Here is a 15,026-nt window from a genome sequence, read left to right as displayed (position 1 = left end):
CTGGCCCGTTGCGATAGTGTTTATCGATATCCGGGGGCGTTTTGAGGCGTGTAGAGGTCGAGACAGAGACAGCATACCTTCACCCGGCGGCTGGCGTGAAGGGTGGTATCTGTCACGTCGGGGGACTATTATGCAGGCCGATGAATGATCGCTGTTTTTTGTAGCGGAAGTCGTTGAATAGCGGAATTCTGCTACCGTTATCGATGCTCAACCTCGCATGGCGTGGAAGTCAACGCCGTGCTCACCAAAGACTGATATGCATAATGATGGCGAATGAATAAACATTTTTTACCTCGCGTAGGCCTCGGGCTGGGCGCTATCGCGCTGGTGATACTGATAAGCTGGCTGACGTTGCCGCTCTGGCTACCTCGTCTGCTGACCTTTCTGGCGCCCCCCGGCGTGACGGTGGCGCTGGGCGAGCGTCCCTCTTGGCAACAGGGCGGACTGTCTGTGCCGGGTGTCTCCATACAACTACCTCAATGCCATCTACTTACCGTCGATAACGGCCGTCTAACGAGACAGGATGACGGCTGGCGTCTTCATGTCGCCAGCGTGGCGCTGGATGGCAGCTGCCTCGCGCACTGGCCGCAAAGCGAGAATTCCGCCTCAGAGACGTCGATGAGTCTATCGGAGTGGCAACAGCGTCTGCCCGTGGGCGAGATGACGGTAGAGCGCCTGACGCTGACGCCGTGGCTGGATGACGTCAGCGCGCTGCATTTGACCTCCCGTGACGGGAAGCAATCACTGAACATCGATAATGTACGTCTGAAACTGCAGGCCGACCTCGTCGGACGGACATTGACGCTGCGACGTGCGGAGTTGACCGCGCTGCCTGATCGCCCGCCGCTATGGATAGAAGGCGAAGTGCAGCTTTCGGATTCGCTGACCAGCCTCCCGGAAAAGGGACATTTGCTGGCAGGCCGACTGCCGTTCGATTTACCTGAGGCGGTCCAGGCGACGCTCAATTGGCAGGACTCTCAGGGAGAGCTGAGGGTGGCGAAAGAGGCGGATGCATCGCCGTTGTTGAGTCTGCCGTGGCGCGTCAGCGCGGATGCTATCACCGTTAGCGAGGGACGCTGGGCGTGGCCGTACAGCGCGCAGCCGGTCTCGGGCGGGTTATCGTTGGCGCTGCGCGACTGGCGTCAGAGACACGGACTGCCTCAGATCGAGGCGCGCGTCAATATGTTAACGCAGGGTCGCAACGGCCGGGCCAACGCGGTGTTGACGTTAGGGCCAGGTTCGCTCGGGCTGAGTGATAGCGATCTGCGCATCCAACTCGCCGGACAGGCTAATCTGGCGAATTTGTCCTTTTCAGCCACGCTGCCGGGCGTGCTGCGCGGCGCATTGCTGGATCCCGATCTGGTCTTGCTGCCCGGTTCCCTGCTCCGCGCCTGGGGACAGCCCCAGCCCGGCCTGACGCTGGAAGATGCGCGCTGGCCGCTGGCCGGGATCGTGGTCAATACGCAAGGCGTGAGCGGGCGTCTGCAAGCGATCGTCAAAGCCCACGACGCCTACTGGGGACGCTTCAACCTGCATATGGACGGCAAAGCGGAGCGCTTCTGGCCGGACAACGGTGTCTGGAATTGGCGCTACTGGGGAAAAGGACAGCTGCCGCCGTTGCAGGGTCGGTGGGACATCGCCGGTCGCGGGCGCTGGGAAGACGCGTTGCTGGAAGTCAGCACCTTATCCAGCGGGTTGAACCAACTGCGTTACGGCGCGATGACCGTCGCCAAACCCCGGCTGACGTTGGTGCAGCCGCTGCGATGGCAGCGTAATCAGAAACAGGATGCGTTCGCGGGCGCGTTCCGGTTAGTGGCTGACCGTATCGCATTCACCGGCGGCGGCGCATTACCGCCCGCCGAGCTGAACGTGCAGGTGCAGGGCGAGCATCCCAACCATTTTCTGTGGCGCGGCGCGTTGCAGGCCAAGGAGATCGGGCCGGTTAAACTGGTCGGGCGCTGGGACGGCGAGCGCCTGCGCGGCAGCGGCTGGTGGCCGCCGCAGTCGCTGCGCGTATTCCAGCCTTTGCTGCCGCCGGACTGGAAAATCAAACTGCGCCGCGGGCAGTTTTACGGCCAGGGGGCGTTTTCTGCGGCCCGCGTACAGGGTTTTCGCGTCGGCGGTCACTGGGTGGTCAAAAATGGCAGCGCTTGGCTCAACGACGGCGACGTCAGCGGCGTAGATTTCGTTCTACCGTATCGTTATGCCGATCCGCGTTGGCAACTGGGCATTTCGCGACCGGTTTCATTGCGTATCGCCGAGTTGAACAGCGGATTCCGGATACAGAATATCCGGGCCGATGTGTTTGGCGCGTATCCCTACAGCGATCGACACCCGCTTACGCTGGCCGGGGTAGAGATGGGCCTGCTGCGCGGGAAGGTTTCTCTGACGCCGCTGCGTTTTCCGCAGCATGATGCGGCGCTGTTGCGGATGGACGGAGTTGAAACCAGTGAACTGATGACCGCGATTAACGTGAAAAAGGTGGCGTTGTCCGGCCGTGTCAGCGGCGTGTTGCCGATCAATTTCAATCATCCGACGATGCTGGTGCAGAACGGCCGCGTCACCAACGATGGCGCGTTGACGCTGAGACTGGATAAGGACCTGGCGGATGAAGTGGCTCAGAGCGACATGGTCAGCGCGGCGCTGGTTCGCTGGCTGCGCTATCTGGAAATCGACCGTTCGGACGCGACGCTGCAACTGAGCAATCAGGGGGAACTGTTGATGAAATCCTATATCAGCGGCCATAATTCGCCGCGAGATGCCCGGCAGCAGGTTGATTTGAACTATCGTCATCAAGAAAATTTGTTCCAGCTATGGCGTAGCCTGCGCTGGGGCGACACGATACAGAACGCGCTGGAGCAGCGGTCAACCCAATGAGGAACCACACGATGCATGACAGACGAGCCGTTTTATGGCTGACCGCCCTTTTTCTGACCGGGTGTACGCCGCGCATTGAAGTGACCGCGCCGGACACGCCGATCACCATCAACATGAATGTGAAGATCGATCACGATATTCACATTAAGGCGGATCCAGAAGCCACGCAGCTGCTGGAAAAGTCCGATACCGACGTCGCGGAGCAGATAAAAAAAAGCGCGCCGACTGGCGCGCAAAAAAAGTAATATAGCCAAAGCACTTAACACGAACGAGGGAAGAGAGAGCTTACGCGTTGGCCAGTTCGGTGAGCCGGGTCTTCGCGTCCTGCAAGGCTTTCTGAGCGACTTCCGGACCGTAGCCAATCCCTTCGGCAAACACGAATTCGACGTCGGTGATGCCGATAAAGCCCAACATCAGCTTCAGATACGGCGTGACCAGATCGCTCGGGGTGTCTTTATGAATACCGCCGCGGCTCGTCAGCACCAGCGCGCGTTTACCTTTCACCAGACCTTCAGAGCCTTGCTCGGTATAACGGAACGTGACGCCGGCGCGGGCGATGAAGTCGATGTAGTTTTTCAACTGCGTCGAAATGTTGAAGTTGTACATCGGCGCGTTGATCACAATGAGGTCATGGGACTGAAGTTCGTCGACCAGCGTATCGGATAACGCTAGCGCTTCCTGTTGACGCGGCGTCAGCGGCGTTTCTGAGGGACGAAACGCGCTAACCAATTCGCCGTCCAGTACAGGAATCGGCTGCGCGGCCAGATCGCGCAGGGTGATTGCGTCATCGGGGTGCGCCGCCTGCCACTCTGCAACAAAGTGGTCTGCCATTTGGTTAGACTGAGAGTAATCCGCCAGAATGCTCGATTTCAGTACTAATACTTTCTTCATTGCCTGTTCCTTGTCTCGGAGAGTCAGTGGGTGGAGTCACCGTGGCGTCGTTCGCCGTTGAGTTTCATCATAAGCAGCCTAATAAAAACGCGATAGCGTAATATTTCGAGAACCTTGTTCGATTTAATTGAATAACGTGGCGTGGAGGTAGGTTATAGCCTGCGGCGTCAATGTGATACCATGCCCGCCGCCAAATCCAAGCGTGGCGTCCAGTCTCTGCGCCACGTCTGCCAGACGTATTTAAGGAACCAACCGTGAAATCACAGCTCACCGCATTTTATCCCCACATCAATGCGTTAATGCTGCGCGACCAGCAACGGCTGCGTCGCCGGGTTCAGGGCGCCCTAAAGGTGAAAAATCCTGAAGCGCAGGCGGCCATCGCCCGCGAAATCGAAGCCGACGTGGCGACGGCCCGCCAGCGGGTGGAAAATCGCCGCGCCTCGCTGCCGGCCATTCGCTATCCCGACGCGTTGCCGGTCAGCCAGAAAAAAGACGCGATCATGCAGGCGATTCGCGACCATCAGGTGGTGATTGTGGCCGGGGAGACGGGGTCGGGGAAAACGACCCAGCTGCCGAAAATGTGTCTGGAGCTGGGCCGTGGCGTGACGGGATTGATCGGCCACACCCAGCCGCGTCGTCTGGCGGCGCGCACGGTGGCGGATCGTATTGCCGCCGAACTGGAAATACCGCTCGGCGGCACGGTGGGCTATAAGGTTCGTTTTAACGATCAGGNCGGCGACAATACGCTGGTCAAACTGATGACGGACGGGATCCTGCTGGCGGAAATTCAACAGGATCGACTGTTGATGCAGTACGACACCATCATCATCGATGAGGCGCACGAACGCAGCCTTAATATCGACTTTATCCTGGGTTATCTGCGCCAACTGCTGCCGAAACGGCCCGATTTGAAAGTTATCATTACCTCGGCGACGATCGATCCGCAACGCTTCTCTCGTCACTTTAACAACGCGCCCATCGTCGAGGTTTCCGGTCGAACCTATCCGGTTGACGTGCGCTACCGCCCGGTGGTGGAAGAGGCGGAGGACAACGATCGCGATCAGCTGCAGGCCATTTTCGACGCGGTGGATGAGCTGAGTCACGAAGGTCCGGGCGATATTCTGATTTTCCTCAGCGGCGAGCGCGAAATTCGCGATACGGCGGATGCGCTGACGCGACGCGATTTGCCGAACACCGAAATATTGCCGCTGTATGCGCGTCTGTCCCATCAGGAGCAAAACCGCGTTTTTCAGTCCCATCACGGCAGGCGCATCGTGCTCTCCNCCAACGTGGCAGAAACCTCGCTAACGGTACCCGGCATTCGTTATGTGATCGACCCCGGCACGGCGCGGATCAGCCGTTATAGCTATCGCACCAAGGTGCAGCGCCTGCCGATCGAAGCGATTTCTCAGGCGTCCGCCAACCAACGTAAAGGACGCTGCGGGCGTGTGGCGGCAGGGGTCTGCATCCGCCTTTACTCGGAGCAGGACTTCCTGTCGCGTCCGGAGTTCACCGATCCGGAGATATTGCGCACCAATTTGGCGTCCGTGATTTTGCAGATGACCTCGCTCGGTCTGGGCGACATCGCCGCGTTTCCGTTTGTGGAAGCGCCGGACAGCCGCCATATTCAGGACGGCGTGCGTTTGTTGGAAGAGTTGGGTGCGATCCAGACGGTGGAAAACGGCCACTATCGACTGTCTCCGCTCGGCCGACAGCTGGCGCAACTGCCTATCGACCCTCGATTGGCGCGCATGGTGCTGGAAGCGCAAAAAACGCGCTGCGTGCGCGAAGTGATGATTGTGACCGCCGCGCTGTCCATTCAGGACCCGCGCGAACGGCCGTTGGACAAAAAGCAGGCGTCGGATGAAAAGCATCGTCGTTTCGCTGATAAAGAGTCCGATTTCATGGCCTTCGTCAACCTGTGGAACTATCTCCAGGAGCAGCAGAAAGCGCTGTCGTCGAGCCAGTTCCGTCGCCAGTGCCGCACCGACTTCCTCAACTATTTGCGGGTGCGTGAATGGCAGGATATCTATACCCAGCTGCGTCAGGCGGTTAAAACGCTGGGGCTGCCGGTCAATAGCGAGCCCGCGGACTACCGCAGCCTGCATGGCGCGCTGCTGACCGGTCTGCTGTCCCACATCGGTCAGAAAGACGTAGAGAAGCCGGAGTTCAGCGGCGCGCGCAATATGCGCTTTTCCATTTTTCCCGCCTCCGGTCTGTTCAAGAAACCGCCCAAGTGGACCATGGTGGCCGAGCTGGTGGAAACCAGCCGTCTGTGGGGGCGCATCGCCGCGCGGATTGAGCCGGAGTGGGTGGAACCGCTGGCGCAGCATCTGATCAAGCGCAGTTACAGCGACCCGCACTGGGAAAAAGCCCAGGGCGCGGTGATCGCGCAGGAAAAAGTGACATTGTACGGTTTGCCTATCGTGGCGGCACGCAAGGTCAACTACGGCGCGATCGACCCGGTGGTGTCCCGCGAGCTGTTTATTCGTCACGCCTTGGTGGAAGGCGACTGGCGTACGCGTCATGCGTTCTTCCGCGCCAACTTGAAATTGATGGCCGAAGTCGAGGATCTGGAAAATAAATCTCGTCGCCGCGATATTTTGGTGGACGATGAAACGCTGTACGCTTTCTACGATCAGCGGATCCCGCACGATGTGGTGTCCTCCCGGCATTTCGACGCGTGGTGGAAGAAGGCCGAAGCGGATAACCCCGACCTGCTCAACTTCGAAAAAACCATGCTGATCAAGGAGGGCGCGGGCAGCATCAGCGCGTTGGACTATCCAAACTTCTGGCAGCAGGGCAACCTGAAGCTGCGGCTGAGCTACCAGTTTGAACCGGGCGCCGACGCCGACGGCGTTACCGTGCATATTCCGCTGCCGATCCTCAATCAGGTACAGGACGAAGGCTTTGAGTGGCAGATCCCTGGCGTTCGTCGCGATCTGGTGATTGCGTTGATCAAGTCGTTACCGAAGCCGATACGCCGTAGCTTCGTGCCTGCGCCAAACTACGCCGAAGCCTTCCTGGCGCGCGCCAAACCGCTGGAACGAGGGCTGCTGGATGCGCTGGAGCGTGAACTGCGCCTGATGACCGGCGTCACAATTCCTCGTGAAGAGTGGCATTGGGAGCAGGTGCCTGAACATTTGCAGATGACCTTTCGCGTTATCGATGAAAAAAATCGCCCGTTGCGCGAGGGTAAAAGCCTGAGCGCGCTGAAAGAGCAGCTCAAAGAGAAAGTGCAGGAGACGCTGTCCGCCGTGGCGGACGACGGTATCGAACAGAGCGATTTACATATCTGGAGTTTCGGTGATCTCCCGACCCGCTATGAACAGAAACGCGGCGGCTATGCGGTCAAAGCCTATCCTGCACTGGTGGACGAGAAGGACAGCGTGGCGATCCGCTTATTCGACACGCCGCATGAGCAGCAGCAGACCATGTGGAAAGGGCTGCGTCGATTGCTGTTACTGAATATTCCATCGCCGATAAAATACCTGCATGAAAAGCTGCCGAACAAAGCGAAGCTGGGACTGTACTTTAACCCTTATGGCAAAGTGCTGGATTTGATTGACGACTGCATCGCCTGCGGCGTGGACAAACTGATCGCCGAGGCCGGCGGCCCGGTGTGGAGCGAAGAGGGTTATCAGCGTCTGCACGATAAAGTCCGCGCGGAGTTGAACGATACGGTGGTCGAGATTGCCAGCCAGGTGGAGAAAATCCTCACCGCGGTCTTCGCCATCAACAAACGTCTGAAAGGGCGGGTGGATATGGCGATGGCGCTGGGATTGAGCGATATCAAAAGCCAGATGAGCGGTCTGGTCTTTCGGGGCTTCGTCACGGAAAGCGGTTGGCGGCGTCTGCCGGATGTCCTGCGCTACTTGAATGCGATCGAACGGCGGTTGGATAAGCTGGCTCAGGACGTCCACCGCGACCGCGCGCAGATGTTGAAGGTGGAGCAGGTGCGTCAGGCATGGCAGCAGTGGTTGAACAAGCTGCCGCCGGATCGGCAGGAAGCGGAGGAGGTAAAAGCCATTCGCTGGATGATCGAGGAACTGCGGGTCAGCTACTTCGCTCAGCAGCTGGGCACGCCTTATCCTATCTCCGATAAGCGCGTGCTGCAGGCGATGGAGCAGGTGGCGGAGTAACGCCGCCGTTTCGGGGACGCTAAGCGTCAGGCAGGCTTAGCGTCCGATTTTTGATGCCCTGATAGGCCGTTTTGATCTCCTCTTCGCCATACTTCAATTCAAGACGTTTGACCGTGAAGTGCCCTTTGGCCATGTTTTGATAATGCTGGGTGAAGAGAGTATTGATCGTGGCGCCGCTGGCGGCGCCAATCACCGGTATGATCTGCGCCGCCATTTTTTGCGTCAGCGTCACGCCAAACCGGGCGGCGACCGCGTCAATCACCTTCGCCAGAATCGACGCCGCGTGGCGTGAACTCACTGTGCGCGTCGACCCTTTCTTGCTGACCATTGCCATAAGCTCGCGCGACGCATGGCGAGTGATATCGGACAGAATGGCCCGCGACGCGTAGTAGCCCGAGTCCGTTGGGTCCAGCGTCTTGTCTCGCCCGCCTAACGCAAAGACTTCCACACAGGCGCTTTTTACTTCTTCGTCCGCGAGCGAAAACCCTTCGCTACGGGCGATATCCGCCACCGCGCGCATCATAATTGCTGTGCTGATGGGCAGTTCCACCAGCAGTCCGGTCATCCCAAAGAATCCTGAGACCGCGCCGGTTGCGGCGGCGGCGACCCGGTGCAGTCCCTGTGAGGGGGCGTGGTGCGGATTATCCTCCAGCGTATAGAGCGCGGTATCAACCGCTTTGTGCAGCGCGGCCCGGACGCTCTGTTGGATCTTGCGTTGCAGACTCTGCGGCAGCCTCGCGAGGCTCCAGGTCAACGGCTTTCCAATCACATCGGCGATTTGCAGCGTCAGCGCCGGGGCTTCCAGCAGCGTGACGGCCTGTTGAAGCGCACGCAGATCGTCGGGGTGTTCTATCAGGGTCATGAGCAGCTCGCATAATGGCGGAAGGTGATCTAGGTGTAATAAATGATGGTGAATTATGCAACGTAGAGCGGGTTGTCATTTGTTGCGACTGACGCTGATTTGAATGTTGTAAATGCACTTTTCGTGCATAACTTGTCAATCAATACGGGCGTTACTCCATGATCGTCAGAACCTGGCACGGCTGCGTTCCCATCGAACATGCGCGGGGCTTTGCCCGCCATTTGCAGCGCACCGGCATCGATCATGCGCGAGGCATTCCCGGCAACTGCGGGACAGAAGTGCAGCAGCGGCGTCAGGGAGCCTGTGAGCACTTTTTCTGGCGNCCTACTGGAACGACCTGTCTGCGATACGGCAGTTTGCGGGCGAAGATTATCCGTTGGCCGTCACGTACCCTGACGACGAACAGTTCGGTTCGATCTCCGATCCTCTGGTGCTTCACCATGAGGTGGCTGACATCCAGCCCCAGCTGCCGCCGAAATGATCACGGTGCCGGGCGCTGGGATAACACATCCAGCGATTGACGGATGGCCGTAACGGCGACAGCCTGATTATCCGCCCGGTCCCGTTCGCTGGCGTCCGGCGCCGAACTCTGAATTGCCACCAACGCCCAGCTATCGCCCGTTTTCAGCATCAGCGGCGAACCGCTGTCGCCAGGCAGCGTATCGCAGCGGTGCGTCAACACCGCCTGATTTTTCCAACCGGTGACAAGGCAGTCATGATGCCGGTACAGCGTATCGGGATGATCTTCGGGATACCCGGCCTGTGTCACTTTGCGGCCAGCCTGTTTTAACGCCGATTTGAGATCCTGTGCGGACCCTTGCCACAGCGGCAGTGGCGCAATGCCCGGCGGCGTTTTTTCCAACCTGATCAACGCATAGTCCAACGGCGCCGCCGAAGGGGGGACGATCCAACCGTCGCCGTCTGCCTTGAGCTGTTTAGCCAACAGCTTATTGACCATCGCTTCCAGCTTGTGCGTTTCATATTTCCATCCCGACGGCGTGGCGTGAAAACGCAGCGCCACCGGTTTGTCAGCCACGCCGGGAGGCGCCAGTACGCAGTGTCCGGCGGTGAGCGCAAGATGCGGCGAGATCAGCGTCGCCGTGCAGAGATTGCCGCTGGCGGTCTCTACCTGACCAATGGCCTGCCACGGCCAAAGCGCGGTATCCGCTACGATGTCGCGGTCATCATGGTGGAAGAACAAAATGCGTTGCTGCTGCAAGACGTCTTTCGGCGGGGTGGCGTTGACGCCCGTCGACAACAAGGTGAAAGAACAGAGCAGCCAGGCCGATATGCGCATGAAATAATTCGCCTTTAACAAAAAATTTTCTGTTAACAGTATGGTCAAGTTCCCCGATTATGGAAACGACGTACAAAAATTCAGAGCTGAGCGGGGCGACGGTGTTTTCGGCGTTGGCGGATGGGCGGGGGTTGAACGCGCTATCGTGGTGTCGAAAACGCTATCGAGTGATCGAACGTCAGAGAAAAAACAGCATGATGATCAACGCGCCGAGGAGCAGAAGCGATAATACAATTTCAAAGGAGTAACGACGTAACATCATCCTGGCTCCATGAAATCGACGCCCGTTGGATGGGGTGCCGGACGGTTGATAAACGTGCCTTTGACTCAACATGATAAAACCGCTCGCTCAGGAATCTATTTTTATCTCAGACCGTTGTTTCAAAATAGATCCCCGCTCGCGCGGGGATTGAGTCAGGTACTGTGGTGTGACCTATGACTTAGGCTGCCGGCGTTGTGACGGCTTTTTTGGCTTTCTTCACGTGTTTTTTAGCGGCCTGAGCTTTCTGTGCAGCCGGTTTTTTCGCGTGTTTTTTCTTGGCGGCCTGCGCTTTCTGAGCCGGTGCTACCGCTTTTTTCTTAGCCGCTTTTTTCGTCGCCTGAGCTTTCTGCTCGGTTGCTTTCTTTGCCTGTTTTTTCACGTGTTTTTTGGCGTGATCGGCTTTGGTCTGAGTGGTGGTGGTCGTTGTAGTCGGTGCGTTTGCAGCAGGCGCGGTGGTGGTGTCGGCAGCAAAAGCTACAGAGGACAGACCCAGTGTTGCGCCAGCGATCATCACTAATACTTTATTCATCATCAATTCCTCATTGTCCGTTTACGTTCGAACCCCAGTGTTGGGCCGATGTAAGGAGCATAGGGAATGATGCGCTAACGGTCTGTGAGTGTTTGGTTTCCGCGTGTAACGGTTTGTACAACGTTAGCCGCCAGCTTATCCGCCGCCGCCGCGCTGGTGACGATAGGCCAGAGAAACGTCATTTTGGCGCCGCCCAATGGGCTGGACTCCGCGCGAATGGTGCCGCCATAGGCGCGGACGATCGCGTGGACGATCGCCAGCCCCAGCCCACAGCCGCCGCTGCTGTTCTGTATGCCCGCCTCCAGGCGCACAAACGGCTCGAAGATGCTCTCCCGGTCCTGCGGCGCAATGCCGGGTCCGTCATCCTCTATCTGCAGACAGGCGACGCCGCGATCGAGCGTCAGCCCCACGCGAATGCTTTGTTGGCAGAAGCGCAGTGCGTTATTGACCAGATTATTCAGCACGCGCTCCATCAGACGCAGGTCCACATAGCCGAAGCGCTGATGGCGGGGCGCGTTCAGTTCCAGTCTCTTGTCGGCATGGACCAGCCGAAAGNCTGCTATCCGCTGCTCCAACCACGCGGGCAGATCGATCTCTTCGAGATGCAACGTTACCTGAGGGCGGTCCAGCCGTGCGTAGGTCAGCAGCTCGTCGATAAGAGACTCTAACTGGCCAATATCCCGATTAATCGCCTCTTGCTCGTCTTCCGACAGGTTTTCGCTCATCGCGAGACGGTAACGCAGGCGCACCAGCGGCGTGCGGAGNTCATGCGCGATATTGTCGATAAGCTGTTTTTTGCTGGCGATTAGCTGATTGAGGTTGTCCGCCATTAGGTTGAACGCTACGCCGAGACGAAACAGGCTGGAGGTATTGTCGAAGTGGGTGCGCTCCTCCAGATGACCGTCGCCGAGCCGCTGCGCCGCGGTTTCCAATTGCAACATCGCTTTCCAGTGCGGCCGTATCCATAAAAAGACCGGCAGCGCAAGAGAAAGCCCGATGATAACCAGCATCAGCAGGTTCAGCATCCGCATTTCGTGTAGGAAAAACAGATAAGGGATCGGGCCGACCGCCAGCACATAGTGACTGCGGGGAATGCGCTGTATGAAGGTGTATTCGTCGTCCAGCGCGATAATTTCGCCCTGCGTCAGGCGCTGCTGCGCTTTGTTGCTGAGCTTGTATTTATTTATCGGCTCAATGTGCATTTTGAACGACAGGTTGAGATCCAGCTGGCTGATGGTTTTGTGCCACTCGCGCGGCGGCAGGGTGCGCAGTTCGTTGCGGATCAGATAGAGCGAGCTTTTCATCAGATCGTCCATTGATTGACGTCCCGCGCGCTCGGCCGTGGCCTTGTAGACCAACCCGACCAGCAGGGTCATCACCAGAAAGCTGGCGAACAGCAGGAGAAAGAACTGAATGAACAGTTTTTTCATGGCGCGAGGGTCTCCCAGGCGTTAGGGGCGAACAGATAACCTTTGTTACGGATGGTTTTGATGCGCACCGCCTCCGGCGCCGNATCGTACAGTTTTTTGCGCAGGCGGGAGATGGCCACATCGATGCTGCGATCCATGCCGTCATAGCTGACGCCGCGCAGGTTTTTGAGCAGTGCGTCGCGATCCATGATTTGTCCGGCGTGGGTGGCTAGCTGCCATAGCAGGTCGAAATCAGCCGTCGACAGGGTAATGTCCTCGCCGGCCAGCAGAACCTGACGGTTCACCGGATCGATACACAGCAGACCGAAGTTTAGCGACTTGTGTACCTGTACTGTCGCGCTGGTTTCCAGCGTCGGCTGGGGCGGGGTGGCATACTGCCGAAAGTGCAGACGCAGCCGCGCCAACAGCACGGCGGGCGGAGTCGTTTTCAGAATGTAATCGTCTGCGCCCATTTCCAATGCGAGAATATGGTTCATGTCGCTGTCCAGCGAGGTCAGCAGCACGATGGGGCCTGAGAAACAAGGGCGCAGCTCGCGGCACAGCGTCATCCCGTCTTTGCCCGGCAGCATGATATCCAGCAAAACCAGGTCGGGTTTATTTTGCTCGATCACCGCTGATGCGGTGTCCCCGCGCGGCTCGATGTGCACCTCAATATCGTGTTTGCCCAGATAGGCGGCAATCAGTTTTCCCACTTCGGGATCGTCTTCAACAAAAACAATCTTATACATACCGTCGAACTCTTTTTTTGATTCGGCTACAGCATAGCGCGCGTCACCTTTTGTAACCATGTGTGAAGCGTAAGCGGGTGTTAAAAGCTGTCGGCCAAACGGAGGCAGGCGAGCAGAAAAAGGGTATTCAGAATGAGTGCGCGATAGCGGGGGGACGGCGAAGAAACCGGCCAGCGCTAGGGTTGGCCGGTAAATGGAAGACGGCGATCAGGCGGTTAGCGGAAGCGGCGTCGCTTCAAGCGCCTGCTCCAGCGTGGGATAGAACGCCAGTCGGTTTTCTATGGGCACCACATTGGCGCGGGCCAACGTCTTCAACGGTTGGAACGGGATGTCGGTAATCACCAGCCGTTTTTCGGGCGGCAGCAGTTCGCTGAAGCGTAAGAGCGCGTTCAGTCCGCCCGCATCCAGTACCGGCACGGCATCCCATTGCAGGATGATGGTCTGGTATTCTTCGCTGTGGAGCAGCAATTCCCCGAAGATACGTTCAGCGGCGGCAAAGAACAGCGGACCGTTGACGCGAATGACTAAACGCTGCCCCTGCACGGTAGAGGGCAGTTCGCTCAGGCGCGTCATTTTCGCTATCCGACGCATGAACAGGATAGACGCGAGAACGATGCCGACCGTAATCGCAATCACCATATCGAACAGGACCGTCAGGGCCAGACAAAGCACCATCACAATAATGTCGTCTTTCGGCGCGTGACGCATCAGGTCGATGACCTTGCGCGCCTCGCTCATATTCCAGGCGACCAGCAGCAGCAGAGAGGCCATCGCCGCCAGCGGCAGATAAGATAGCCAGGGCGCCAGCACCAGCAGCGCGAGGATCACCAGCAGCGCATGCACCACGGCGGAAATCGGCGATGTGGCGCCGGCGCGTACGTTAGCGGCGGAACGGGCGATCGCGGCCGTCGCGGTGATGCCTCCAAAGAACGGCGTGACGATGTTGCCGATACCCTGACCAATCAGCTCGGTATTGGAGTTATGTTTACGGCCGGTCATACCGTCGAGTACGACAGCGCAAAGCAGGGACTCGATGGCGCCGAGGATAGCCATGGAGAAGGCGGCGGGCAGCAGGTCGGAAACGGTGCTCCAACTCAGGGGCATAACGCTACCGTCGCTCCCCGGCATATTCCACGGCAGGACGAACTGAGGCAGGATCGGCGGAATACCGTGTCCCGACGTGCCGTCAGCCAGCAGGTAGCTGAAACGGGAGCCAATAGTGGCGACGTGGATATCCATCAATGACAGCAGCCCCATCACCAGCGTCCCCGCCAATAGCGCGGGCAGATGACCGGGCAGGCGAATGCCGAGCTTGGGCCATATCACCAGCACGGCCAGCGTGACAATGCCAATCAGCGTGTCGCCCAAATGCATAGACGGCAGCGCGCCGCCCAGCGCCATCACTTTGCCGACGTAATGCTCCGGCATTGTCGGAATGGTCAGGCCGAAGAAGTCTTTGACCTGCATGGTGGCGATGGTGATAGCGATACCGGAGGTGAATCCCAGCGTGACCGAGACCGGTATATATTCGATTAACCTGCCCATGCGACAGAGTCCGAGCACGAGGAGGAAGACCCCGGAGAGCAACGTCGCGATCAACAGGCCGGATAGCCCGTATTGCTGGGAAACTGGATAAAGAATGACGACGAACGCCGCCGTGGGGCCAGATACGCTATAACGCGAACCGCCGCATAACGCGGTGATTAGGCCGGCGACAGCGGCCGTATACAGACCAAATTGGGGGGGAACGCCGCTGGCAATCGCCAACGCCATCGCCAGAGGAATAGCAATAATGCCGACAGTGATACCGGCGATAAAGTCTTGGGAAAAACGTTTAAACGTGTATTTTTCCCGCCAGCAGGCGTCAATAAACGCGCTAAACGGTTTAATGCCGTTGAATAGGTATGATTTCATCTAAGACTAGGACCAACAAAATGAAAACAGATGGCGGGTCGGCAGGAGGCCCGTCGCGGGTTAAAGCATTACGATACGCTCATTGTTCTGCGAA

The 15,026-nt window shown here is 58.3% G+C and carries 10 protein-coding genes and 1 pseudogene; 4 read left to right on the top strand and 7 right to left on the bottom strand.

All coding sequences use genetic code 11. From position 1 onward, the window contains the following. Positions 1-273: 273 nt before the first annotated feature. Positions 274-2,877: a YdbH family protein gene (locus tag RZ35_RS06655; RefSeq protein ID WP_026742598.1), complete on the top strand. Its 2,604-nt coding sequence runs from the start codon at positions 274-276 to the stop codon at positions 2,875-2,877. Positions 2,878-2,888: 11 nt separating this feature from the next. Beyond that, positions 2,889-3,122, top strand: a complete 234-nt coding sequence (locus tag RZ35_RS06650; protein ID WP_026742597.1) for a YnbE family lipoprotein — start codon at positions 2,889-2,891, stop codon at positions 3,120-3,122. A 40-nt stretch (positions 3,123-3,162) separates the two neighbouring features. On the opposite strand, the gene RZ35_RS06645 is transcribed toward RZ35_RS06650, so the two are convergent. After that, the gene (locus RZ35_RS06645; RefSeq protein WP_026742596.1) at positions 3,163-3,768 is read right to left on the bottom strand and encodes an FMN-dependent NADH-azoreductase; all 606 of its coding nucleotides are present in this window, start codon (positions 3,766-3,768) and stop codon (positions 3,163-3,165) included. Positions 3,769-4,022: 254 nt separating this feature from the next. Here RZ35_RS06645 and hrpA point away from each other — a divergent pair, with 254 nt between their 5' ends. Next, a complete protein-coding gene (hrpA, locus tag RZ35_RS06640; protein WP_026742595.1) occupies positions 4,023-7,910 on the top strand; it encodes an ATP-dependent RNA helicase HrpA in 3,888 nt (1,295 codons plus the stop codon). Positions 7,911-7,929: 19 nt separating this feature from the next. Here the strand turns inward: hrpA and RZ35_RS06635 are convergent, their stop codons facing one another. Continuing rightward, positions 7,930-8,772 (bottom strand): EcsC family protein, encoded by an 843-nt coding sequence (locus RZ35_RS06635; protein WP_036152818.1) that lies wholly within the window; start codon positions 8,770-8,772, stop codon positions 7,930-7,932. 158 nt (positions 8,773-8,930) lie between these two features. On the opposite strand from RZ35_RS06635, the pseudogene RZ35_RS06630 reads away from it, so the two are divergent. After that, positions 8,931-9,253: pseudogene (locus RZ35_RS06630) on the top strand (hypothetical protein). Here the strand turns inward: RZ35_RS06630 and RZ35_RS06625 are convergent. The 5 genes from RZ35_RS06625 to dauA all read right to left on the bottom strand — a co-directional run bounded on the left by RZ35_RS06625 (position 9,254) and on the right by dauA (position 14,932). Further along, on the bottom strand, positions 9,254-10,069 hold the full coding sequence (locus RZ35_RS06625) for a trypsin-like serine peptidase (RefSeq protein ID WP_026742592.1): 816 nt from the start codon (positions 10,067-10,069) through the stop codon (positions 9,254-9,256). 440 nt (positions 10,070-10,509) lie between these two features. Continuing rightward, positions 10,510-10,860, bottom strand: coding sequence for an acid resistance repetitive basic protein Asr (gene asr / locus RZ35_RS06620; RefSeq protein ID WP_026742591.1), 351 nt, complete (start codon positions 10,858-10,860; stop codon positions 10,510-10,512). 74 nt (positions 10,861-10,934) lie between these two features. After that, positions 10,935-12,290 carry a two-component system sensor histidine kinase RstB gene (gene rstB / locus RZ35_RS06615; protein WP_026742590.1) on the bottom strand — a complete coding sequence of 452 codons (1,356 nt, stop codon included), beginning with the start codon at positions 12,288-12,290 and terminating at the stop codon, positions 10,935-10,937. Beyond that, complete coding sequence (rstA, locus tag RZ35_RS06610) at positions 12,287-13,018, bottom strand: two-component system response regulator RstA (RefSeq protein ID WP_026742589.1); 732 nt, start codon at positions 13,016-13,018, stop codon at positions 12,287-12,289. Before rstA ends, rstB begins: the two co-directional genes overlap by 4 nt. A gap of 207 nt (positions 13,019-13,225) precedes the next feature. Further along, positions 13,226-14,932, bottom strand: coding sequence for a C4-dicarboxylic acid transporter DauA (gene dauA / locus RZ35_RS06605; RefSeq protein WP_026742588.1), 1,707 nt, complete (start codon positions 14,930-14,932; stop codon positions 13,226-13,228). Between the last annotated feature and the right edge of the window lie 94 nt (positions 14,933-15,026).

Origin of the sequence: Lonsdalea quercina subsp. quercina (assembly GCF_000688655.1) — a bacterium.
Taxonomy (GTDB): Bacteria; Pseudomonadota; Gammaproteobacteria; order Enterobacterales; family Enterobacteriaceae; genus Lonsdalea; species Lonsdalea quercina.
This window is presented reverse-complemented; position numbering and strand designations above follow the sequence as displayed.